Annotated in this window: 18 protein-coding genes and 1 pseudogene; 11 read left to right on the top strand and 8 right to left on the bottom strand. The window is 51.5% G+C overall.

Annotated features, from left to right (window positions below):
- Position 1 precedes the first annotated feature (1 nt).
- On the top strand, positions 2-676 hold the full coding sequence (locus P0078_RS16435; protein WP_282931005.1) for a TolC family protein: 675 nt from the start codon (positions 2-4) through the stop codon (positions 674-676).
- Positions 677-690: 14 nt separating this feature from the next.
- On the opposite strand, the gene waaA is transcribed toward P0078_RS16435, so the two are convergent.
- Both waaA and P0078_RS16425 read right to left on the bottom strand, forming a co-directional pair.
- Complete coding sequence (gene waaA / locus P0078_RS16430) at positions 691-2,016, bottom strand: lipid IV(A) 3-deoxy-D-manno-octulosonic acid transferase (RefSeq protein WP_282931004.1); 1,326 nt, start codon at positions 2,014-2,016, stop codon at positions 691-693.
- 250 nt (positions 2,017-2,266) lie between these two features.
- Positions 2,267-3,040 (bottom strand): glycosyltransferase family 2 protein, encoded by a 774-nt coding sequence (locus P0078_RS16425; RefSeq protein ID WP_282931003.1) that lies wholly within the window; start codon positions 3,038-3,040, stop codon positions 2,267-2,269.
- A 358-nt stretch (positions 3,041-3,398) separates the two neighbouring features.
- Here P0078_RS16425 and P0078_RS16420 point away from each other — a divergent pair, with 358 nt between their 5' ends.
- Both P0078_RS16420 and P0078_RS16415 read left to right on the top strand, forming a co-directional pair.
- Positions 3,399-4,406 (top strand): glycosyltransferase, encoded by a 1,008-nt coding sequence (locus tag P0078_RS16420; RefSeq protein ID WP_282931002.1) that lies wholly within the window; start codon positions 3,399-3,401, stop codon positions 4,404-4,406.
- Positions 4,399-5,064: a YrbL family protein gene (locus P0078_RS16415; protein ID WP_282931001.1), complete on the top strand. Its 666-nt coding sequence runs from the start codon at positions 4,399-4,401 to the stop codon at positions 5,062-5,064. The genes P0078_RS16420 and P0078_RS16415 overlap by 8 nt, the downstream gene beginning before the upstream one ends.
- On the opposite strand, the gene P0078_RS16410 is transcribed toward P0078_RS16415, so the two are convergent.
- Complete coding sequence (locus tag P0078_RS16410; protein ID WP_282931000.1) at positions 5,061-5,948, bottom strand: ELM1/GtrOC1 family putative glycosyltransferase; 888 nt, start codon at positions 5,946-5,948, stop codon at positions 5,061-5,063. The genes P0078_RS16415 and P0078_RS16410 overlap by 4 nt on opposite strands.
- A gap of 353 nt (positions 5,949-6,301) precedes the next feature.
- Between P0078_RS16410 and P0078_RS16405 the strand changes: the two genes are divergently transcribed.
- Positions 6,302-7,492 (top strand): O-antigen ligase family protein, encoded by a 1,191-nt coding sequence (locus P0078_RS16405; protein WP_282930999.1) that lies wholly within the window; start codon positions 6,302-6,304, stop codon positions 7,490-7,492.
- A 109-nt stretch (positions 7,493-7,601) separates the two neighbouring features.
- On the top strand, positions 7,602-8,945 hold the full coding sequence (locus P0078_RS16400; RefSeq protein WP_282930998.1) for a UDP-glucose dehydrogenase family protein: 1,344 nt from the start codon (positions 7,602-7,604) through the stop codon (positions 8,943-8,945).
- A 52-nt stretch (positions 8,946-8,997) separates the two neighbouring features.
- On the opposite strand, the gene P0078_RS16395 is transcribed toward P0078_RS16400, so the two are convergent.
- From P0078_RS16395 to tfpB, 3 genes are all read right to left on the bottom strand, one after another.
- The gene (locus P0078_RS16395) at positions 8,998-9,951 is read right to left on the bottom strand and encodes a branched-chain amino acid transaminase (RefSeq protein WP_282930997.1); all 954 of its coding nucleotides are present in this window, start codon (positions 9,949-9,951) and stop codon (positions 8,998-9,000) included.
- Positions 9,952-10,010: 59 nt separating this feature from the next.
- The gene (glnE, locus tag P0078_RS16390; protein WP_282930996.1) at positions 10,011-12,854 is read right to left on the bottom strand and encodes a bifunctional [glutamate--ammonia ligase]-adenylyl-L-tyrosine phosphorylase/[glutamate--ammonia-ligase] adenylyltransferase; all 2,844 of its coding nucleotides are present in this window, start codon (positions 12,852-12,854) and stop codon (positions 10,011-10,013) included.
- 169 nt (positions 12,855-13,023) lie between these two features.
- On the bottom strand, positions 13,024-14,799 hold the full coding sequence (gene tfpB / locus P0078_RS16385; protein ID WP_282930995.1) for a type IV pilus assembly ATPase TfpB: 1,776 nt from the start codon (positions 14,797-14,799) through the stop codon (positions 13,024-13,026).
- 146 nt (positions 14,800-14,945) lie between these two features.
- On the opposite strand from tfpB, the gene P0078_RS16380 reads away from it, so the two are divergent.
- From P0078_RS16380 to ilvD, 6 genes and pseudogenes are all read left to right on the top strand, one after another.
- The gene (locus P0078_RS16380) at positions 14,946-15,623 is read left to right on the top strand and encodes a TIGR00153 family protein (protein ID WP_282930994.1); all 678 of its coding nucleotides are present in this window, start codon (positions 14,946-14,948) and stop codon (positions 15,621-15,623) included.
- Positions 15,624-15,633: 10 nt separating this feature from the next.
- Entirely contained in the window at positions 15,634-16,908 is a 1,275-nt protein-coding gene (locus tag P0078_RS16375; protein ID WP_282930993.1) for an inorganic phosphate transporter, read from the top strand.
- A gap of 182 nt (positions 16,909-17,090) precedes the next feature.
- Complete coding sequence (locus tag P0078_RS16370; protein ID WP_282930992.1) at positions 17,091-17,969, top strand: DMT family transporter; 879 nt, start codon at positions 17,091-17,093, stop codon at positions 17,967-17,969.
- Positions 17,947-19,110 (top strand): acetylornithine deacetylase, encoded by a 1,164-nt coding sequence (gene argE / locus P0078_RS16365; protein WP_282930991.1) that lies wholly within the window; start codon positions 17,947-17,949, stop codon positions 19,108-19,110. The genes P0078_RS16370 and argE overlap by 23 nt, the downstream gene beginning before the upstream one ends.
- A gap of 59 nt (positions 19,111-19,169) precedes the next feature.
- Positions 19,170-20,491: pseudogene (gene argA, locus P0078_RS24630) on the top strand (amino-acid N-acetyltransferase).
- Between the two features lie 128 nt (positions 20,492-20,619).
- Positions 20,620-22,452 carry a dihydroxy-acid dehydratase gene (ilvD, locus tag P0078_RS16350; protein WP_282930988.1) on the top strand — a complete coding sequence of 611 codons (1,833 nt, stop codon included), beginning with the start codon at positions 20,620-20,622 and terminating at the stop codon, positions 22,450-22,452.
- A 42-nt stretch (positions 22,453-22,494) separates the two neighbouring features.
- On the opposite strand, the gene P0078_RS16345 is transcribed toward ilvD, so the two are convergent.
- On the bottom strand, positions 22,495-23,139 hold the full coding sequence (locus P0078_RS16345; RefSeq protein WP_282930987.1) for an energy transducer TonB: 645 nt from the start codon (positions 23,137-23,139) through the stop codon (positions 22,495-22,497).
- 224 nt (positions 23,140-23,363) lie between these two features.
- Positions 23,364-24,524: a tetratricopeptide repeat protein gene (locus tag P0078_RS16340; protein ID WP_282930986.1), complete on the bottom strand. Its 1,161-nt coding sequence runs from the start codon at positions 24,522-24,524 to the stop codon at positions 23,364-23,366.
- Positions 24,525-24,645: the final 121 nt, after the last annotated feature.

Below are 24,645 nucleotides of genomic sequence, written 5' to 3'. Positions count from 1 at the left end.
TTTGAAAGCTGCACGCCTGGGAGCTGACGCAGCCCGATATAATGCCCGAGCAGTAGCCAGTGAGCACCTTCCCACAGTTACAGGGACACTTGCTTACTCAAATTTCACCGCTACTGGAGAACAAAAGGCCCGTACCACTGATGTATCTGGGACTCAGTTCGATAGATTTCCGCAAGATACAAAATCTTGGGAATCATCAGCAGCAGTTACCGTAACTATGCCGCTTTTCACCGGCGGTCTCCTCAGTGCGAATCGTCGCCAAGCTCGAAACCAAGCCTTCGAGGCCCAAGACCTGAGTATCCTGACAGAGAGAGATACTATACAAACCACCCGCACCCTTCACCGCGCAGTTGTCACTGATGTCTCCCGGGTCGCAGCCAGAGAGCAGGCTGTTGTTTCTGCTAAGAGTGCCCTGGATGCCACTCAGGCGGGGTATGAAGTGGGCACCCGAAATATTGTAGATGTGCTTCTGGCACAGCGGACCCTATTCGAATCACAAACCGATTACGCCAACTCACTGTACGATTACATCTTGAACTCATTGAGCTTGAAACAAGCTGCGGGGCTCCTATCACCCAAAGATCTTCAAGATCTGGATATGATGTTGAATCCCGCAAACGTTGTCTCCCGCGTCGAGGAAACTGGCGGCACTAGCCTTCCAGCTCCCTCGAAGTAACTGCCCAATTGCGACTACCAGAGAGCAGGGTTTTTATCCTCTCTCTGGCCCCCATCTCGAATTGCTAAGCTCTCCACTTCCTCCAGTAAACGCTGCAAAGCGCCACTATTTTCTAAAGCCACCGCCTTCGCTCTCTGCCCGACAGCCATTCTCTGTCCTACATCTTCCAGCCAGACCTGAACCTGTAATGCCATCGACTCACCATCCTCAACTACAGCCATGGCCCCGGCCTCCTGCAGTAAGCTGGATACGGTGGAGAAATTGTGCAGATGCGGGCCAGAAATAACCGGCACACCCCAGGCAGCAGGTTCAATCATATTATGGCCACCAACAGAAACTAGGCTGCCCCCCACAAAGGCAATGTCACAGGCTCCATAAAAGCGCAGTAATTCCCCCATGGTATCTCCCAGGAGAACCTCATCAGAAGCTTCTACGGCCGTGCCTTCACTCCTGCGAGTGAGTCTAAACCCTCGCTCTTTGCACAGGCGAGCAACACCGTCAAATCGCTGAGGGTGCCGAGGAACCAGAACCAGCAGCAAATCACTAAATTTTTTCTTTAGGATGGAGAAAGCCTCCAAAACAACCTCATCCTCTCCCACATGAGTGCTCGCAGCCAACCATATAGGCCTGCCTGACTTCCCCCGCCACTGGTGCGCCAATGCCTGGGCTTCACTTGCCAACCCCAAGTCAATACTGAGGTCAAACTTAATATTGCCATTGGCCACTGCCCGCTCGCTTGGCAACCCCAGATCGATAAACCTCTGCATATCGGCAGGATACTGAGCCACAACACGATCAAGATAACCCAACATCCTGCAAGTTAAAGAGGGAAAGCGGCCGTAGCCCCGCGCAGATTTTTCACTAAGTCGCGCGTTAGCCAGTAAAGTGGGGATCTTCCTACTTGAGCAGAGCTTGAGTAAGTTAGGCCAAAGCTCAGTTTCTATAATCACTAGAACACTAGGATTTAGCGCATTGAGAAATGGCACCAGGCACTCGGGCAGGTCGTAAGGCAGGTAGTAGTGAAGCAGGCGGCCGCCAAGAATTGGCTTCAGGGCTTCATGAACGCGCTCAGATCCGGTGGGGGTTGTGGTCGTTACCAGCCATTGCCAATCTGTGTGCCGAGCAGCCAGCTTAGAAATCACTGGTACAGCGGCCAGGGTCTCACCTACAGAAACAGAGTGAACCCAAATCAACGGTGCCCTGCTATGCCTTTTGGGCACCTGACCCAATCGTTCTCTCAAACGCTGCCGGTAAGCAGGCTGGCTGCGCCCTCTCCACCAGAGGCGCAGCAGGACAACAGGTAAAAACAGACGGAAGAGCCAGGAATAAAGTGTTTGCATGGAGCGGGCGTCACCAAAAGATCAATATTGCCACCAAAGGAGGCGCTATGATGACGGTTATCTCTTCTGTGGAAAACACCCTCTTAGAGACGCCCCAAAACTAATTAGTGATCTACCACCCGGTAAAACTCTGAACGCACTCCAAAAACACCACAGGCCATACCCGCAGAGCGGCAAGCGCGAAGCCAGGGCCCAGACCCCAAACGCTTGCCACCAATAACCATTCCTAAAATACAGCCTAAACTGGAGATCAATAACTGTCCCAATGCAGATACAAAGATACTGGGATGGCTGCGACCTTTGGCAAGTTTATGCTTCGCCAGAGTAATACCAGCTGAGAATTTCCTACGCGATAACCAGCGCATATTGGCCCGACTCTCTGGTACAGCTTCGTATACTTTAGCCTCCAGACAGTAGAGAATCTCTCCCCCTTTGCTTTGTACTCTGTGAAAAAAATCACATCTGTACCAGCACCGAGAGGGTCTTGTTCATTAAATCTCAAACTTAATGAGCGAATACTGCTCATCGGTATTAGCACATTACTGGTCGCGCAGTAATTGAGCTCTTCACCAGTTTTCCGCTTTTGCCGATAAAAAATATGGGAATAGTATGCAGGAACAGAATCGGGCCAACGTCGAATAACGCTACCACAAACTACACTATTGCCCCCCAGCTTCTGCGAATAATCATAAAGCTGGATTAACCAATCGGCCTCTACCCATTCATCATCATCGATGAAAACCAAGTAGTCAGCCCCCATATTATTGAGCTCGTCGATACAACGATTGCGGGCACAGGGAATACCTCGCTGCTCTTCCACGGCACAATTGAGGGGAAAGGGGAAGCTCTCCGACAGTTCGTCTACAACTTTCCTACCCGCCTGAGCATCCGAATCATTATCGACAATCAGTGCAGCCACATTTAAATCTGAAGGCAGCTGGAGTTTGGCCAAGCTTTGCAAGGAGTTGCGAAGCCGCTCTGGTCGCTGATAGGTGCAAATACAGATCACTAACAAGGGGTGCAATGTAAACTCCAGATTACGGCCAAATACAGGTCGGTTATAGGCATCTGAATTGGGTTAAAAAAGAATCAGCCTATACCCTTAACAATGACCTGTCTATAATACCACTTTTGCCAAATGCTTTATCAGGGCATCTATGCTCCACATTATACGCTTGCGCCCGACCTTCCCCACTAAAACAAAACTCACTAGTCAAATTAGTTTAATAAACAACCTCCTTAACTGCCGGTATATCTCCCCATGAAAATTATGCAGCTTTTGCCCGCCCTGAACTCCGGGGGGTTGAAAGGGGAACTGTTGATCTTGCCCGTTTCCTGGTAGCAGAAGGGCATCAGTCAGTCGTTATCTCCAGCGGGGGGCAATGGTCGAGCAGCTCAAAGCTGAAGGCTCAAGCCATATTGAGCTACCAATTCACAAAAAGTCCCTTTTCAGCCTCCTTCAAGTCAGGCCACTCCGGGAAATCATCTCCCGCGAAAAGCCCGATATCCTTCACGTACGCTCCCGAGTTCCAGCATGGCTAACTTACTTGGCCTGGAGAAAACTTGACCCGGTTGAACGCCCCCGCCTTGTCAGCACGGCTCACGGCCTCTACTCAATTAACCGCTACAGTGCCATCATGGCGCAGACAGAGCAGGTCATTGCCATTTCTGAGTGTGTGAACAACTACTTACTGGAAAATTACGCGGAATACTTGCAACGCCCTCCGCAGATTGTCTACCGGGGGGTAGATACAGATGAATTCAAACCCAATACTTACCCACCTGAGACCTGGTACCAACAAATACACCAGGAATTCCCTGAGCTTGCGGGCAAATGCTGGCTTCTCTTGCCAGGCCGACTGACCCGCTGGAAAGGGCAGGAAGACTTTATCGACCTCATCCATCAGCTGATCAAAAGCCGAACAGATATACACGGTGTTATTCTTGGTGGAGCAGAAAAGAATAAACAGCATTACGCCGATGAATTAGAGCAGAAAATTCGCTCATTGAAGCTTGAGGATCACCTCACTTTGGTTGGTCATCGTAGTGATATACGTCACTGGTATAGTGCGTCCAGTTTGGTGTATAACCTATCACGTCGACCCGAGCCATTTGGCAGAACCGTTATAGAATCCGCCGCGATTGGCACTCCTATTATCGGTTATAACATTGGGGGCCCGGCAGAGTCGCTGAATGCCTGTTTCCCTCAAGGGTTAGTTGATATCAATGATTCAAAAGCTTTACTCACGCGTACTCAAGAGCTGCTCGGCAGCCCTGAACAGAAGCCTCACCTTTCTACCGAATTCACTTTGGGTAGACAGGCCGAACACACCATTGAAATCTACAAGAGCCTACTCACAGAGCGTACCGGAGCCAGCCCGAGTGATTGATTTGAGCCAGAGCGAGCCGTTTGCCAGTGGAGGCAATCGCTTTTGCTACCGACATCCGCAAAGACCAGAAATCTGCGTCAAAGTGATGCGACCAGGGCGAACCTCTGAGCTACTGGGACGGGCGCCCTGGTACAAAACTTGGCGTGGGGAGTCTTATTTTGATGACAATCTTCGTGAGCTGGAGGGCTATAGCCAACGAGCTCTTGCCAGTAATCGAGATGGACTTTGGCAGCATTTGCCAAGGTGGTATGGGATACAAGAGACTAACTTGGGGCCCGCAGCAGTTACCGACATGATTCTCGATCGCGATGGCAGTCCAGCATCCACTCTGCGCCAATACCTGAATGAATATGGCCTTGATACTGAAGTACGTGCCTCTTTACAGCGCTTTTCCGAGTGGCTACTTGAATATGAAGTACTCACCAAAAACCTAATTGCCCACAATCTGGTCCTACGAAAGGAAAATGGAGAACTGCAGACCTACCTGATTGATGGATTGGGCTGCGCCTCTTTCCTACCCTTACCAAAAGTTTCCAGCTACTTCGCAAAACGCTATATCCACCGTCGTATCGCGCGTATGTGGCTGAGAGTCGAGTGGGAAATATCCAATAAGGAAACCCCTTGGCGAAAATTTGAAGCCGAGGGGCTCAAACGCTAGCGACTTGGCAATCCTGATCGGCGTAGCAATGCTTGGGCACAAAGCAGATATTGGTTAAGGGGATCCCGCCCAGCCCCTTCTTTCACTTCAAACCGTTCGCTGACCAATCCTTGGTCCAAAAGCCTTAAAACCGCTGATCGTACTTTATTTGATTGACTGCGGCTCGGAACCCGAATCACACCTATCTGGGCTCGACTTTGCAGCGACTCGAATAGCATGGAGATACTGTCCTCAGTAACCCAGATTCTCTCTGCTTGAGACAATTGCTCCTGAAGCCAACCCGCCGGACACGAAAGCCAATCAACCAACTTCGCGCGCCCCCTCCCCAGCTCCACCATTGTGCCTTCCGGAGTTCTCCTACTGTCAGAAATACACCAGTCCAAGGGTTGAGCCAATAACTTATCAACCTGCTCCCGGATTGAGTCTGAATTCCAGCTGTAATGCTTACTGGGCCCACCCAATAAAATAAGCCCTTTGCCAGCTTGCAGTGCACCTTCCTGTAAAGGTTCGGTCAGGGCGCCCTGACTCACAATGACATTGGGTAGCGGCGGGGGACGGTCGTGTTCTGGAACGATGGCAAAATCAAACCAGCGATAAGGCCACAACGGACGGTTAATTGCTACTGCGCGACCACCAAACCTGTAACGCGCGGACAACATGGGAAGACGACTGCGTCGGCCAGTACCAATCAGAAAATCAGGGGTTGGAAGGCTTTCCAGCCACTTTCCTGGTTTAAAAACAATACGACTGGCACTGTACTCAGGCGGTATGTCGAAGGCCTGTAACTTCCCGGCAAAGCTCCTGCGCAACCCTTCTATGAGAGCAGCACTCTGCTTTTCATGAGCCCGGTTGCCATCCAGAAAACGCCAAACAGTAAGTTGCAATATTGAACCCTAAACTACTAAAACATCGAGGAGATAGCGCAGTGTACATAGCGCATGCCAGTAGAGCTACTGTAACAAGGCTATGGGAGCCCCAAAACATCCAGTATACTGCCTACCATACCCTTCCAGGGAGCTCCAAAGGGTGCCCCTAGTGAATCTATACCTAAGGAGGCCCCGTTAAAGCGCTCAGCCAAATAGATATCCGCTATTACTTTGTGTAAAGCCCCACAATTATCACCAAAAAGCAAAATTTGAGCGCTCATGGACAACAGACTTTTATATAGTACCCACCCATACAGCCTATTTCCGCGCACATCATTACAATATTTTCTGAATGGCCGACAGTTGCACCTATGCCTGAACTTGGAAGTACTCTAAACAAGCTTTCCCAGCCCGTTTATCGCCAGCAAAGCTCACTGTGGATTTCAGGTCTCCTCAAATGGGCCTTTCTCGGGTTATTTCTGCTGGTATGTGGCTACTATGTTTCCCCTAAGGTATCAGGGGTACAAACCAGCTTCTATCTAACTTTACTACCCACAGCCTTTCTACTGCTGGCATGGAGAAAGAGCTATCGTTTCTTAATTTCCTGGCAATTCCTAACCTTTTGTAGCCTGCCAATCATTCTAGCTCTATCAACGCTGTGGGCCTCACCGGATACCGCAGATGTTTATAGACAGCCTGATTACTACTGGAAATTGGTGTTATACCTAGCTCTATTCTACTGCGCTGTTTTCTTCCTGTTAGAGCAGTACGGTGACAACATCCTCCATAAGCTATTGCTTTCACTTATTGTGATTGGATTGCTATCCGGTGTTGCCTCATTAATTTATTACTCCCTTGACGGCGGATTACAGGATCTGCGCCGGATTGGCGGTATATCTCTCGAGGGTAATATTGATAAAACAGGAATGCTGTTTGGCTTCCACGCTCTTTTTTGCTGCTACGGTCTCTACCAAAAACCCCGCATTTGGCGCTGGTTATCAGGAGCAGGCTTACTTACTTCCTGCATCTATATAGTTTTGTCACAGACCAAGGTCCCGATTGTTATGGCGGGCTTCTCAATCTTCTTGGTTGTATTCGGCAATCTTTCGCGCCTGCTGAAAATATTAGTTGTTGTGGCTATCGTCTGTGTACTGCCATTGGCCTATTTTGCCTTGTACGGTGACTTGCCCCTTTTACATCGGGGTAGTGCCTACTCTGTTCGCCTGACACTCTGGCAAAAAGCCTTTGAGGAGTTCCTGCAAGCCCCGCTACTTGGCCAGGGGTTAGTGCACAAGAAATTTATTGAGCTAAACAGGATGGTACCCCATCCTCACAACTTCCTTCTGGATATCGCGCGTTTTAGCGGACTACTGGGGCTGGCAGCCTGTACCTGGCAGGGGCTTACAACCCTGTGGACAGTGAGATCCAAGGAGAGACTTTTGAGCTGGATTCCAGGCTTGTATTTCACCTGGTTCCTATTCGGCGTACTAGCAATGCTGACATACGCCCAGCAACCTTTGGCAAAGCCCAATTATATTTGGTTCTTTTACTGGATTCCCTAGCTATCCTGCTGGCACGAAGCAGCATTGAAGATCGGGGTTTGAGTCAATATAAAACTATCCAGGAAAGTAACCCTCAAAACAGTAACCGCTGAGAGATAGAGTCACACTGATGAATGTAACCGTATTTGGCACCGGCTATGTGGGCCTGGTGCAAGCAGCAGTCTTAGCTGAAGCTGGCAATAAAGTAGTTTGTATCGATATAGACGCGGACAAGATCAACCGCCTCAAGCAGGGTATTATCCCTATTTATGAGCCAGGCCTGGAGCCTATGGTGAAGAACAGTATCACCACTGGCAATCTATCTTTTTCAACTGATGCGGCCTTCGGTGTAGAACACGGTGAGCTGATTTTTATAGCCGTGGGCACTCCTCCAGATGAGGACGGCTCAGCAGACCTTCGACATGTGTTGACTGTTGCAAGAACCATTGCCAAGCACATGGAGTGCAAGAAATACATCATCAACAAATCCACAGTACCTGTGGGTACGGCCGACAAAGTACGAGCTGCTGTTGAGGAAGAATTGGCCGAGCGGGATAAGTCCGATATGCCATTCGATGTTATTTCCAACCCTGAATTCCTCAAGGAAGGTTCGGCACTGAATGACTGTATGCGGCCAGACCGAATTATTATCGGCACCTCCGAAGCAGAATCAGAACAGAAGCTTCGCCACCTCTATGCGCCATTCAACCGCAATCACGAAAAGATCCTGGTGATGGACGTTAAAAGTGCGGAACTGACCAAGTATGCCGCCAACTGTATGCTGGCAACCAAGATCAGCTTTATGAATGAAATGGCAAATATTGCCGATAAAGTGGGCGCTGATATTGAGGCAGTTCGGGCAGGCATAGGTTCAGATCCGCGAGTTGGTTACCAGTTTATCTACGCCGGTATCGGCTACGGTGGCTCCTGCTTCCCGAAAGATGTGAAAGCCCTGATTTCCTCAGCCCAACAACTGGGCATTGCCGCAGATATTCTCGCTGCCGTGGAATCTCGCAACGAGCGTCAAAAACACTATCTCGCCGAAAAAATCCTGCGCCACTTCAAGGGAGATATTCAGGGCAAAACTTTCGCGCTCTGGGGACTGTCATTTAAACCCAATACAGATGATATGCGCGAAGCCCCCAGCCGCGTACTGTTAGCTCGACTATGGGAGCAGGGTGCGAAGGTACGGGCATTTGATCCAGAGGCTATGGAGGAGTGCCAGCGAATTTTTGGCGATCGCGAAGACCTGACTCTATGCGACTCCAAAACAGAGGCCTTACAAGGTGCCGATGCCCTGATTGTCGCGACCGAATGGCAACAGTTCAAATCTCTGGATATTGATGAAGTTAGCGCCATTCTCAGTGCGCCGGTTGTGTTTGACGGACGCAACCAGTACGAGCCAGAGGAAATGCGCGAGGCAGGCTTTGATTATTACTGCGTGGGACGCCCGGACACCACCAGTTCTTATTAAGTAAACCTTACTCAAAATAAAAACCCGGCATCTGCCGGGTTTTTATTTTGATTCATGCTATACGCATTTTCACTTCAGCCTGACCCGCCACATCACTGAGCCACCCCCGATGCGCGGCACTCCGCCCATGTACCACATCAAAATAAAGATTTTGCAAACGCCCGGTGATAGGGCCACGGCGACCGCTGCCGATGGAGCGCCCATCTAATTCACTAATCGGCAATACTTCTGCCGCCGTACCGGTAAAAAATGCTTCGTCAGCGATATAAACTTCATCTCGGGTAATACGCTTCTCTACCACCCTATAGCCGCACTCCCGTGCCAGCTCAATAACTGTGTCGCGGGTAATTCCATCCAGGCACGACGTCAGCTCTGGCGTATATATCGTCCCGTCGCGAACAATGAAGACATTTTCTCCGCTACCTTCAGCAACATAACCCTCGGGGTCCAGTAACAACGCCTCTTCGCAGCCATTGCGCACAGCTTCCTGTAGCGCCAGCATCGAGTTTATATAGTTACCATTGGCCTTCGCCTTACACATGCTGATATTCACATGATGTCGGGTATATGAGGAGGTATTCACCTTAATACCCTGCTCCAGGGCCTCGGGGCTCATATAACTGGGCCACTCCCAGGAAGCAATAATCACATGAGTTGACAGGTTTTCTGCACGCAATCCCATTCCCTCTGACCCGTAAAATACCATTGGTCTCAAGTAAGCTTGCCGCAAGTTATTTTCGCGCACCACAAGTCGCTGAGCTTCATTCAACTCATCGGCACTATAGGGCATCGAGATATTCATTATTTTCGCGGAGCGAAACAACCGACGGGTGTGCTCCTGCAAACGAAAGATACTGGTACCAGTGTCGGTTTCATAAGCCCGTACGCCTTCAAACACCCCCATTCCATAGTGCAGGGTATGAGTGAGGACATGCACCCGGGCATCGCGCCAGGGAACCAATTCACCATCAAACCAGATAACGCCGTCGCGGTCGGCAAAAGACATGGGTAACTCCTACAAATCCTGAAAAACAGTTTAATCGGGCAGCAGGTGGAAACCCGGTATTAACCGAGTAATTGCTGCCAGTTTGTTTGAACGGTCTTTCTTTCCGCTGTGAATTGGTCATCGCTCACAATCCCTGGCAGTTGTTGTAGTGCCAGGCGATGACCTTCAGATCGGTAGGCTTTGTAGGCGTCGATCAGATGTCCGGCTTGTTGGGCCGGCATCAGGCCCGCGTCAATTAGACTTTCGAGAATGCGGATATTATCGGTATACCGCACGATCGAGGGCGAAGTTTTTGCCCAGGCCAGAGCAGCATATTGAACCATAAATTCAATATCGACAATACCGCCCTCACCGTGCTTTAGGTCAAATTTTTTATCGTTGCTCTTATCGAGGTGCGCACGCATTTTATTGCGCATTTCCACCACCTCATCACGCAATTTATCGCTCTTTCGCGACTGGCAAAGCAATTTCGTACGCAACTGTTGAAACGACTCACTCAGGCGGAGACTACCGGCGACAGATCGGGCTCTCACCAGAGCCTGATGCTCCCAAGTCCAGGCACTCTCCCTCTGGTATTTTTCAAAGGCAGCAACTGAAGTCACCAAGAGTCCTGAATTACCCGAGGGGCGCAGTCTTGTATCTACCTCATAAAGAGGCCCGCTCAATGTACGGGTTTGTAATATGTGGATAAGTCGCTGTGCCAATCGAGTAAAAAAGCTCAAGTTATCAATACTAGTTTTACCGTCAGTAACCTGCATCGCATCCGCATCGTGCACAAAAACAATATCCAAGTCAGAACCGTGGCCAAGCTCCAATCCCCCCAGCTTTCCATAGGCGATAATGGCAAAGTGCATGTCCTCAGCCGAGGCCCCCGCAGGCACACCATATTTATCCACCATCTGTGCCCAGGCGAGTTGCAATGACTGCTGCAATATCGCCTCAGCCAACCAGGTAAGGGAATCACTGACTTTCATCAAAGGCAGGGCACCATTCACTTCTTGTGCCGCAATGCGCAGGCTTTGACTCTGTTTAAAATATCGCAGCGCCTCCATTTGCAATTCCAGATCTTCGGGATCAATCCGCAACAATTCGAGACGCAGCTCATTGGCAATATCTGCCGCCGTAGAGGGTGCCAATAACCTGCGCGAATCCAGCAGCTCATCCAGCAGGATTGGATGGCGCGCAAGTTGCTCAGCAATCCATGGACTGGCGCTACAGAGGCGTACCAGCTGGTTGAGCACGGGGGGATTTTCATTGATCAGGACGAGATAGGCACTGCGACGTAGTACTGATCGCACTAGAGGTAAAACACGGGTTAGCACTAACGAGCTGTCAGCCTGTAACCCCGCTGCGGCCAGTAGGGTAGGCATAAATTGGTCCAGGCGCGCACGGGAAGAAGCCGGTAGTGCTGCAACCATTGTTGACTGGCACAGCTCTTTTAAGTGCTCGAGCGCCTGCGGTGGCGGAAGAAACCCTGCACTCTCCAAAATCTGCAAATTCTCTTCATCAGCAGTTTCATCGGCGCAACTTGCCCAGAGTCCCTGCCACTCCTCAGCCACACTGGGGGCAGCCATTTCCTCCGGTGGAGCGATCACTGTGTCAAACTCCCGTTCAACTAAGGAACGAACGGCGACCAGCTCACTCTCCAGTTGCTCCCAGTTGTCACGGCCCAGGGCAAATGCCAATTTTTCCCTTTCTTCCTTCTCCGCTGGGAGCGCCTGTGTTTGTTGATCCCGGCATGCCTGAAGAGCGTGTTCAACTCTCCGCAGCAGCAAATAACAACTGGTCAATTCACTGGCCACACCCGGTTCAACATGGCCATCACTTTCCAAAAGGGGTAGTAATTTGAGCAAACTGCGCTCGCGCAGCGCGGGCTCCCGCCCTCCGCGAATTAACTGAAATGCCTGGGCAATAAATTCCAACTCTCGAATGCCACCCCGCCCAAGTTTGATATTGTCTGTTAAACCGCGAGCGCGTACCTGCCGCTGTATCAGGGCTTTCATTTCGCGCAAAGCGTCAATAGCACTGAAATCGATATAGCGGCGATAAGTAAATGGGCGCAATAGCTCCATCAACTCTTCAGCAAACTCCTCCCTGCCAGCAACTGGGCGAGCTTTAACCATGGCATAGCGCTCCCACTCACGCCCTTGAGTCTGGTAATAGTCCTCCAGAGCGGCGAAATGGCTTACCAAGGGGCCACTGTCACCATAGGGGCGCAAACGCATATCTACACGGAAGACAAAACCATCCGCATTGATTCCATCTAATGATTTAATCAAGCGCTGGCCAAGTTTTTGGAAAAATTGCTGATTTTCTATGCTCTTTTCACCATCGGTATAACCGGGCTCAGGGTAGGCAAAAATCAAATCGATATCCGATGAGAGGTTGAGTTCCCGGGCTCCCAATTTGCCCATTCCCAACACCACCATCGACTGACTATCGCCAGCTCTACTACGAGGCTCGCCATAGCGTTCAACTAACTTCTCATGGTGCCATTGCATCGCCGTACGAATGGATAGCTCTGCCAATTCACTGAGGCGCAGACATGCCTGGGGAATATCCCACTGTCCGGCAAAATCGCGAAATATGACCTCAGTCGTTACCCGGTTGCGCAATAAGCGCAATTGAAGGTCTAACCCCTCATCACTTTCTATGGTCGGCAGGGAGAGTCCAAGATCTTGTTTAAGCAACAAATCCCGTAAAAGCTCTGGGCGGCGACAGCACTGTTGATAAAAAAATTCTGAACCAATTAAGCTCCGAGCCACTCCTTGCGCAAGCAATGGCTCTGCCAGCAAGCTCTCCACCTCAACAACAAGCGCGGCCTCCGCCAGTTCACACCAGTCATGCCAAAGTGACTGAAGTTGAGCGCGGATGGGTTTTGGGCACTGAATGTTGTCAAACATGAGGGTCGATCCTTGGTGCGAATATCAGCGGGCAATTCTGCCTAGCTATCGGCATTCCGATAGCTAGCGGTGGTATCGGATAATGATGAGTGGCCGAGCAAGCCCGCCCCTCGCGTCACTTCACTGGCCTCTACATCTTCAAACAGTTATCTCAGAGAGGCCACCCAAGCTAAAAAGCGATATCCGGCGGTGGGGCGACCCTCAATACCTCTGCCACAGTGGTCAAACCCGCCGCTACTTTTTTCGCGCCGGAAAGCCTCAGGCTATTCATACCTTCGCGCATCGCCTGGCGCCGCAGTTGCTGTAGATCACAATCGGAGGTGACAATAGCTTGTACCGATTCGCTAAATGGCAGGATTTCATAAATTCCCTGACGCCCACGATAACCCGTATTACGACACTCCAGGCAACCTCCCGGCCGGTAGACTTTGTCCGGCAACGGCGCTCTCCAGGGTTTCACCAGAGACTGCCAATCGACCTCTTCAATTTTGTCCTCCTGTTTGCAACTGGGACATAGTGTCCGTACCAAGCGCTGGGCCATCACCCCGAGAATGGTGGACTTCAATAAATAATGCGGCAAGCCCAGATCCAATAAGCGGGTAACCGCTGTTGGAGCGTCATTGGTATGCAGGGTTGAGATAACCAGGTGGCCTGTCAGTGCCGCTTGAACCGCCATCTGAGCGGTTTCCAGGTCACGAATTTCACCAACCATGATGATATCGGGGTCCTGGCGCATCAGGGTTCTGATACCTGCAGCAAAATCAAAGCCGATAGAGTGATGAACCTGGGTTTGGTTAAAGCTCTCTTCCACCATTTCGATAGGATCTTCAACCGTGGAAACATTCACTGCACTGGTGGCCAACTGCTTAAGACCAGTATACAAAGTTGTGGTTTTACCCGAACCGGTAGGGCCCGTAACCAACACAATACCATTCGGCCGTGACAGCATCGCTTTCCAACGAGCCAAGTCGTCACCACCTAACCCCAGGTCAGAATAAGATCGCGCGAGAACCTCCGGGTCGAAGATCCGCATAACCAGCTTCTCGCCAAAAGCAGTGGGTAGCGTGGAGAGGCGCAACTCTACCTCGCTACCATCGGGTCTTTTGGTCTTGATACGTCCATCCTGGGGTTTGCGTTTCTCCGCCACGTTCATGCGGCCAAGAATTTTCAGGCGACTGGTAATCGCGGCATTCACCTGGTCAGGTAGCTCGTGGATCGGGTGCAACACGCCATCAATGCGGAAGCGAATACGCCCCACCTCCCTGCGAGGTTCAATATGGATATCACTGGCGCGCTGGTCAAAGGCGTGCTGCAAAAGCCAATCGACAATATTGACGATGTGCTGATCGTTGGCTTCCGGGTCCTTTAAAGCGCCCAGCTCCAGTAGCTGCTCGAAATTATTGGCTACTGAGGTTCCCTGAAGGCCGCTGGCACCGGAGATTGAGTTGGAAAGCGAATAAAACTCAACACAATGCCGCTTGATATCAGCCGGATCAGCCACCACACGGCGCACCCTGCGGCCACTGGTATGCTCCAGCTGCTCTTCCCAACCATGGGTAAACGGCTGGGCAGTTGCCACCAACAGCTCCTCAGCGCCCGCCTCGACACAAAGGATTTGGTGACGCTTGGCAAACTGAAAGCTCATCACCTCAGTGACAGCGCTCACATTAATCTTCAGCGGATCAATATGATACAAGGGGTGAGAGGAAATATCCGCCAGCCAGGCACTGAGGGTTTCACTATTCAGAAGCCTGCCGGGCTGCTTTTGATTGGCAAGATCACAACTGGCGATATAGCTAAGCGGGTGCATCTGGGCCTGCTCAGCAGTGCGTGGAGTGCCGATGATCCGGTTGGCATCTTCTCGGCTGACAAAGCCCTGCTCCACCAAATCTTCCAATAAACCGCGCAGTTCCAGTAGTCGGTCTGCAACTCTGTCCTCTGCCATTGGCAACCCCTTTATTCTCATATGGCGACGTTGCATTGTAGCCCTATCATCAAGCTATGAAAGTGCGCTGTTAACGCACTATTACGAAGTTGCCCCGATTGGGGTACCATGCCGCCGTTTTCGCATTCTGAGCAATGGAGCTAACCATGGCCCTGTCGAATATTGCCAACTTATTTGGCCGCTCTCCGATTAAGCCAATCGAGAAGCATATGGCTACGGCCCACGAGGCATCGGCTGACCTGATCCCCTTCTTTGAAGCACTGATTAAAGGTGACCTCAAAGAGGCGGAACAGATCCAACTGCGCATCTCCGCCTCGGAGAACCGCGCTGACGATATCAAGAGAGACCTGCGCCTGCATCTGCCGGACAGCCTGTTTATGCCAGTGTCCAGAACCGATTTGCTGGAATTGCTGCATGCCCAGGATGAAGTGGCCAACACCGCCCAGGATATCGCTGGCCTGGCTGTTGGCAGGAAGATGCAGATTCCCGCACCTCTCCAATCCTTGATGGCCACCTTTGTGGAGAGCGCTGTCGCCACTTCTGCACAGGCTCTGCGTGCCATCAACGAACTGGACGAGTTGCTGGAAAGCGGCTTTGCGGGGCGCGAGGTGGATATCGCCAAGCGCATGACCGAAGAGTTAGATGAGCTGGAGCGCAAATCAGACAAACTCGAAGTCGAAATTCGTGCGTCTCTGTTTGCCATTGAGAAAGACTTACCTCCGGTGGACGTTATGTTCCTCTACCGGGTTATTGAATGGATCGGTGAACTTGCCGATCGCGCCCACAGCGTGGGTAACCGACTGCAGTTGTTGTTAGCACGTTAGGGGGTTTAGCGTGGAAATTATTAGTCAATACGGCCATATATTATTGATTTTGGCCTGTGTGGCAGGCTTCTTTATGGCCTGGGGCGTCGGTGCCAACGACGTAGCCAACGCCATGGGTACCTCCGTAGGTTCCCGTGCACTGACTATCAAGCAGGCGATTGTTATCGCCATGATCTTTGAATTTGCCGGCGCCTATTTGGCAGGCGGAGAGGTTACCGCAACTATCCGCAAAGGCATTATCGATTCTGAAGTCTTCGCCGCCCAACCGCAGCTGTTGGTATACGGTATGCTTTCGGCACTTCTGGCGGCGGGCACCTGGCTGCTGGTAGCCAGTATTCTCGGCTGGCCGGTATCCACCACCCACTCTATTGTCGGCGCAATTGTCGGCTTCTCTGCGGTAGGTATATCCCCAGATGCAGTGGCCTGGGGTAAAGTGGGCAGCATCGTGGCTAGCTGGGTGGTCTCCCCGGTTCTCGCGGGCACCCTGTCTTTCCTGTTATTCCGCAGTGTTCAGCGCCTGATCCTGGATACGGAAGACCCCTTCAACAATGCCAAGCGCTACATCCCCTTCTACATGTTTGCAGTGGGCTGGATGATTGCCATGGTGACCCTTACCAAGGGCCTCAAGCACGTTCTTAAAGACGCCAATATCCAGCTCAGCTTTATCCAGGATGCCGGTATCGCCGCCCTGGTGGGCCTTGCTGTAGCCGGTATCGGAGTCACCATGCTCAAGCGCGTCCAGCGCGACCCGGCAGCTGAAGCTGAAAACCGTTTCGCCAACGTCGAGCGCGTATTTGCGATCCTGATGGTCTTCACCGCCTGTGCCATGGCCTTCGCTCACGGCTCCAACGATGTCGCCAACGCCGTTGGTCCTCTGGCTGCCGTAGTTAACACCATCCAGAGCGGCGCTATCACCGTTAAATCCACTATGCCTTCCTGGATATTGCTGCTCGGCGGTATCGGTATCGTGGTGGGCCTGGCGACATACGGCTTTAAGGTAATGGCCACTATCGGTAAGAAAATCACCGAGCTGACACCGAGCCGTGGCTTCGCTGCCGAGCTGGGTGCGGCCTCCACCGTCGTACTGGCTTCTGGTACAGGCCTGCCAATCTCCACGACTCACACTCTGGTGGGCGCGGTATTGGGTGTTGGCCTGGCGCGGGGTATTGGCGCCCTGAACCTGCGTATGATCACCACTATCGCCGCATCCTGGGTAGTCACCCTGCCAGCGGGTGCAGGTATTGCGATCCTGTTCTTCTACTTCTTCAAAGGCTTGTTCGGCTAAAACTGAAGCAGCACACAGAACAGATCAGCAAAGGGGGCTAAAGCCCCCTTTTTTATGCCTCTCATATCCACCACTTTAGTAAGGCTTCCTGTCGATATCTATTTCGGTCCTCTGGCATTAATATTTAGGGAAATAAACTGGGCCGAGCCCGCCGACCAATCTATGCCTGCGAATTCACCCTGATGCCATTACTGTTGTTTGTCACTCTTCTGTGGGCCTTTTCCTTCAGTTTGATAGGCGCCTACCTGGCCGGACAGGTGGATAGCTATTTTTCCGCAATGACACGGGTGCTCCTTGCCACAGCGGTATTTATACCCATGCTGAAATGGAAGGGTTGCCCTCCCCGTACCGCGATACGTTTAATTGTGATCGGTGCTGTACAACTGGGGCTGATGTACTTATTTTACTATCAGTCATTCTTACTGCTCAGTGTCCCCGAAGTACTTCTATTTACTATTTTCACTCCCCTGTATATCACCGCCCTTGAGGACTCCCTTAACAGGCACTTTTCTGTCTGGAACCTCACTATCGCAGCCATGACTGTATTGGGAGCAGCCACTATTCGCTGGGGCTCTCCCAGTAGTGACTTTTGGATTGGGTTTGTAGTCGTCCAGGGCGCCAACCTATGTTTTGCCGTAGGGCAGGTGGCATACAAGCGCCTGATGCCCAGCGAGCAATCCCTCCCTCCAAGACAAACCTTCGCCTGGTTTTTTATCGGTGCCAGCGCAGTCACCTTTGTAGCTTGGCTCCTTCTTGGAAAGCCGCAGTACCCACAAGGCGCGCAACAATGGAGTACTTTACTCTGGCTGGGTCTGGTGGCATCAGGTCTGGGCTATTTCTTGTGGAATAAGGGAGCCACACAGGTCTCCACTGGCACCCTGGCCGCTATGAACAATGCACTGATTCCCGCTGGTTTGTTAGTAAATCTGTTAATCTGGAATCGGGATGCCGATCTAACTCGCCTCACATTGGGGGGAAGCCTGATCGGAGTCGCTGTTATCTTGAATGAATGGCGCTACAAGAAAAGGGAAAGTCACCATGACGAGTATCGCAGTACCTGACCTTAAGACCCAATTACATCAGTTGATTGCCTGCCCTAGTGTCAGTGCAACAGACCCTTCTCTAGATATGGGTAATCGCCCCGTAGTTGAGCTTTTGGGGGGATGGTTGGAAAGCCTTGGCTTCAATGTTGAGGTAATGCCGTTAAAGGGCTCACCCAATAAAGCCAATATGATTGCCACCCTCGGTGGCAAGGGTGACAGCGATGGCGGGCTCGTCCTATCAGGGCATACCGACACAGTGCCCTTTGATGCAGGTCGGTGGCAATCAGATCCCTTTAAGGTTTTAGAGCGTGACAACCGCTTCTACGGCCTCGGCACTAGTGACATGAAGGGCTTTTTCCCTCTGGTCATAGAGGCTGCAAATTCTTTTCTCGATAAACCATTGCAAAAACCACTCATCGTCCTCGCTACAGCCGATGAAGAAACAAGTATGAGCGGTGCCCGTGCCCTCGTTGAGGCCGGCAAGCCTCGGGCGCGCTACGCTGTGATAGGTGAACCCACCGGGCTTCGCCCGATACGTATGCACAAGGGCGTTATGATGGAGGCGGTGCGTATTACCGGGCAATCAGGCCACTCATCGGACCCCAGCCTGGGAGCCAATGCTATCGAGGCCATGCACAAAGTCATCGGCGAATTATTAGTCTTGCGTAAAGAGTGGCAGCAAAAATACAACAATCCCGGATTTGCTGTTCCTGTGCCCACAATGAACTTAGGCTGTATCCATGGGGGTGACAATCCCAATCGAATTTGCGGTCACACTGAACTCCAGTTTGATATACGTCCGCTGCCTGGGATGCAGCTTACGGACCTGCGGGAAGAACTAAACAAACGTATCCTTACCATTCCACAAGACAATAAAATTCAGGTGGAAGTGGCCTCTTTATTCCCCGGCACTGCGCCCTTTGAACAGGATGCCCATTCAGAGTTAGTAAAAGTTGCAGAACAACTTTGTGGCCATCCCGCTGAAAGTGTTGCCTTTGGTACTGAAGCGCCCTACTTGAAGAGTTTGAATATTGACACTATCGTGCTCGGCCCCGGCGATATTGACCAAGCTCATCAGCCGGATGAATTTCTTGCCCTGGATCGTATCAACCCTATGGTCAACATTCTGCGCGACTTGATTGGCCGCTTTTGCCTTTAATCTGCCTGCGACAGCCTCCGGGGCTTTAACACCACAAGACTTGCACACGGTAAGAATTAGTGAGCGACGATAACGCTTCCCTGAACTGGTTTCGCCACGCGGCACCTTACATCAACGACCTGCGCGCTCGCACTCTAGTAGTTGGTATTCCCGGCAATGCTCTAGAGCATGCCAACTTCCGCAATCTGGTACATGATTTGGCCCTTCTTGCCAGCCTTGGGGTTAGATTGGTTGTTGTGCACGGTGCGCGAGAGCAAATCAATCGAGCCCTGGATGATCGCGGCATTGAAAACCGATTTCATGAGAACCAGCGTATTACCAATCGTGAGACATTGGAGATTGTTAAGTCCGTAGTGGGTAAACTGCGCTTCGATATTGAAGCCGCTTTTTCCCAGGGGCTGCCAGACTCGCCTATGGCGCGTTCGGCCCTCAAAGTAGTCTCAGGCAATTTTGTTACAGCACGCCCCTGTGGCGTACTGGACGGGGTAGATCTGGGCTGGACCGGCACCGTGAGGCGCATGGACGTGAGCACCCTGGAGCAAACTCTGGACCAAGGCTCTCTAGTACTCCTTTCCCCCTGGGTACATCCCTGACTGGGGAGCTATTCAATATCAATTACCTCGACTTGGCCGCCGAAGCTTCCAGGGTATTACGTGCCGAAAAACTGGTGCTATTCCGCGAACCTGAGCAACTCCAAGTGGACGGAAATACGATACATGAGCTGAGCATACTGCAAGCGGAACAGGTCTCACCCAAAGTTCAAAGCGCAACTCTAAGCTGCGCCATTCGAGCCTGTAACGCCGGAATTGCCCGCACCCACCTGCTCAGTTTTTGCCAAAATGGAGCCTTAATTCAAGAGCTGTTTCGCAGAGAAGGGGCCGGCACCATGATTTACCGAGACAGCTATGAAGTGGTACGCAGGGCGCGAATTACCGATGTAGGCGGTATCCTCGGCCTAATCCGACCGCTAGAGAAAGATGGCGTTTTGGTACGGCGCTCCCGCGAGAAACTCGAGGCAGAAATCGAACACTTCACCCTGGTAGAAGTGGACGGCACTCCAGTTGCCTGTGCAGCCCTATATCCGATTAAAGATGCCAGTGGAACAACCACAGCAGCCGAAGTCGCCTGCCTTGCCAGCCATCCGGAATTTCGCGGTGGCGGGCGTGGTGCCAAGCTGATGCGCCACCTTGAGCGACAAGCACAATCAGTTCAGGTCGATGAACTCTACGTCCTTACCACCCAGACTGAGCACTGGTTTATCGAACAGGGCTTTGAGCAAGTCGGTATCAGTGAGCTGCCTACCGCGCGGAAGTCCCTGTACAACATTCAGCGCAATTCGAGAATCCTGCGTAAACGCCTGGGGAAAAGTCAGCCCACTTAGTCATAAAAATTTGAAATGCTCATCCTTAATAATCCTTTGATCGGTAGTTTTTACGCAAAAATATCCCAGGAAAGTCCGTTTTTTGTTAAGCTGGCGCATTCATTGTTGCCAGCTGGAATCTGTGACTTATGCCCCAATACCGCTCCCGCACCTCTACCGCCGGTCGCAATATGGCCGGAGCCCGCGCCTTGTGGCGTGCCACCGGTATGACGGATGAGGATTTCCACAAGCCGATCATTGCTATTGCCAATTCTTTTACCCAATTTGTCCCTGGGCATGTGCACCTGAAGGATATGGGACAGCTTGTCGCACGGGAGATTGAACGCGCCGGCGGCGTGGCCAAGGAATTCAATACGATCGCTGTGGATGACGGTATCGCAATGGGTCACGACGGCATGCTCTATAGCCTGCCCAGCCGCGAAATTATCGCTGACTCAGTGGAGTACATGGTCAATGCCCACTGTGCCGACGCCCTCGTTTGTATCTCCAACTGCGACAAGATCACTCCGGGAATGATGATGGCAGCCATGCGCCTGAACATTCCAGTTATCTTTGTCTCCGGTGGCCCCATGGAGGCCGGCAAAACCAAGTTGGCTGACCACAAGCTCGACTTAGTAGATGCTATGGTGATCGCCGCTACAGATACGGCCTCCGACGAGGAAGTTGCTGAGTATGAGCGCTCTGCCTGCCCGACCTGCGGCTCCTGCTCAGGAATGTTTACAGCGAACTCCATGAACTGCCTGACCGAGGCCCTGGGGCTTTCACTCCCTGGTAACGGCACCATGCTAGCGACTCACGCCGACCGCAAGGAGCTATTCCTCCGCGCTGGCCGCGAGATCGTAACCCTGACCAAACGCTACTATGAGCAGGATGACGAAACTGCCCTGCCGCGCAACATCGCCAACCGCACAGCCTTCCGCAATGCCATGGCTCTCGATATCGCCATGGGAGGCTCCACAAATACCATCCTGCACCTGCTGGCAACCGCTCAGGAAGGTGAGATTGACTTTACCCTGGAAGATATCGACAGCCTCTCCCGTGAGGTTCCACAGCTGTGCAAGGTTGCCCCCAATACCGAGAAATACCATATAGAAGATGTACACCGCGCCGGTGGTGTAATGGCCATCCTCGGGGAGTTGGAGGCCGCAGGTCTTATCGACTCTTCACTACCAACCGCCTACGGTGGTTCGCTCGCCGATGCCCTGGCGCGCTGGGATATTTGCCGCACGGACGACCAATCTGTAGTGGAATTCTATCGCGCGGGCCCCGCAGGCATTCCCACCCAAACAGCTTTCAGCCAGGAATGCCGCTGGTCCACTTTAGATGCAGACCGCCAGCGTGGCTGTATCCGTTCTGCTGAGCACGCCTACTCCTTTGAGGGAGGGCTCGCCGTTCTCTTTGGTAACCTGGCCCCCAATGGCTGTGTAGTGAAGACTTCCGGCGTCGATGAGTCGCTGTGGAAATTCGAAGGCCCCGCCCACGTAGTAGAAAGCCAGGAAGAGGCGGTTTCCAATATCCTCGAAGGGAAGGTCAGTAAAGGTGAGGCTGTTATCGTCCGCTACGAAGGTCCTAAAGGTGGACCTGGTATGCAGGAGATGCTCTACCCCACCAGCTACCTAAAGTCCAAGGGGCTTGGGGAGCACTGCGCATTAATTACCGATGGCCGCTTCTCAGGCGGTACTTCGGGCCTCTCTATTGGACATGTATCACCGGAAGCAGCATCCGGAGGTAATATCGCTCTGGTTCGCAATGGAGACCTGATACGTATTGATATTCCAGCGAGGAAAATTGAAATCGTTATTGAGGAAAGTCAGCTCGACAAGCGACGCCGGGAAATGGAAGAAAGTCCCAACGGCTGGAAACCTGTTGAGGAGCGCCCCCGCAAGGTCAGCAAGGCACTGAAAGCCTATGCCATGCTCGCCACCAGCGCAGACCGAGGTGCCGTGAGAGAAATTGACTGATTAAAACTGCTCGAAAAAAGCGGCCCCTAAGGGCCGTTTTTTTTATTCCGCTATTTTGTAACTGATTCGATTGCGTACCCCGTAGCGCTCCACTGGTTGGCCAGCTTCCATTTGAGGCCGATACTTAAATCGTTCTGCCGCAGCTATCGCAGAACGATCGAACACACGGGTTGGGTTACCATTAGAGTCATAACCACCAACAACACGAGCATCTCGTACAGCCCCTGTTTTTGTCACTGTAAACTCTACAACAACATATCCTTCTATTCCCCTGCGCAAGGCGGCACTAGGATATCGCGGTGCAGCTTTGTACACAGGCAAAGGATCTTGCGATACCTTCATCCCAGTCTCAGAAACTGGTGTTGGAGAGCCTATTTGAATATTCAGCTTAACCGGCAAAACTTCAGCCTGCTCCATTCGCATATTCGGCTGTTCAATGACTGTTTGTGGTGGTGCAGGTGCCTCATAATTTTCGGTAACAATCACCTTTTTCGGCATATGTACCGATTTAATTTGTGGCAACAACTCAACTGTTGGCTCTTCAATATCAGTTGCCACTAGCTGACTCATTAAAAAGAGCAGCCCCACTGTTGTCACGGCAGCATATCCCAGGCCCTTCACGTAGCCTGCAAGTAAATGCTGGGGGAAAAACACGGGGTTGGGAATTGACTGACAAGCTCTATCCATAACACCTCTCCTATTATTTTTAGGGTGCAATAAGCGGCATTCTTGTGCCGAAAATGGAAAAGCTGATCAGCTGACTTAATCATTAGTCAATTTACAAAAAAATGCAAATAGTCTGTTAATACAGGTTATCTCAAAATTTTGTATCGGCACTAATAAACAAACAGGTATAAAAAAAGCCACGCATTTCTGCGTGGCTTTTAAGGGGCCTAAGAAGTTAACCGGAATTAAATTGCCAGTTGCTCTTCACGCTCCTTTTCACCTTCGACAAAGGATATCCACTGTTCAGCGAACTTCTCTGAGCGCTCATCTTTACGTGCAAGTTTGAGGCTCTTTAAAGCTGCGTCATAACGCTTAAGGTTGGCATTCGCCATACCCATTACGATATGCAGCTGATCGACACGCTTGATACCACCTTTGGCCAGAGCTTTTTTACCCATAGAAAGGGCTTTCTCGTTCTGATCCAGGTCCAGGTAAATACCGGCCAGGCGTGAATAGATCTCACCTTTATCAGAAAGCTGTGCTGCCGCTTCCAACTGGGGAATAGCTTTCTGCAGCTCTTGAGACATCTGGTAAGCCTGAGCTAGGGTTTCCAGGTTTTTAGATGTGCGTGGGATCTTCTTATCTTCGATACCCTTGGCAATCACCTTAGCTCCTTTATAAGGCATTTCATGCCCCATAAAGAGATACCCCATATTTAGCAGGTCTTTATCCTTCTCCAAAGCGCCGGCAAGGTAAGCTGCTTCCATCATGTGCAGCTGATCCTTATCGCGCTTCAGTTCACCGTATACCGCTCCAAGGGTTTTGTAATACGCTGGCTTCGGATAGTACTGCACCAGTTTTTCTAGAACGGCAGCTACTTTCGGGTAGTCTCCGCGCTCGAAGTAAACATATTGCTGTAAGCCGAACCAACCTTCCTTCGGTATCTTGCCCTCTTTTTCAAACATGGATACCGCTATATTGATATCCGAGAGAGCCTTATCCTGATTGCCAATCTGGTTGTAAGCCTGAGCACGTAGTGCGTAGGAGTCAGCAGTGATACGATCAGAAACTTTAAACCACTGATTCAAGTAGTTGATCGCCTGCTTGTAATCCTCAGTTACGAAGTACAGCTGGGCAAGAGTAAACAGGGTGCCCACTTCCAAAGCTACCGGCAGGTTTTTCTCACCCTGGGCCAGTACCTTTTTAAAGTAAGGGATCGCCTCTTTATAGTTTTCAGTGCTGTAATAAACAACACCGAAGAAGTTGTACATTTGTGCAACTTCGTAGCCGTTGTACCGCTTCTTGCTTGCGTCCATCTCTTTCAGCGCTGCAAGAGCACCCGCCCAATCCTCTGCATCAGCAGCCTCTTGAGCTTTTTCCAGCTTCTTGTACGCAGCTTCACGCATAGCCGGAACTTTACGGGTCTTTTGCTTGCTCGGCTTTTTTCTTCCTGCGCTTGTGCTGAAGCGAATGGCGCTGACACACCGACAGCTTCTAACACTGTGACGCTGACCGTCGGCGCAAGAA

The organism is Microbulbifer sp. VAAF005 (genome assembly GCF_030012985.1).
GTDB lineage: Bacteria > Pseudomonadota > Gammaproteobacteria > Pseudomonadales > Cellvibrionaceae > Microbulbifer.
The sequence above is the reverse complement of the archived record's forward strand: the minus strand, read 5'-3'. Positions and strand labels throughout refer to the sequence as shown.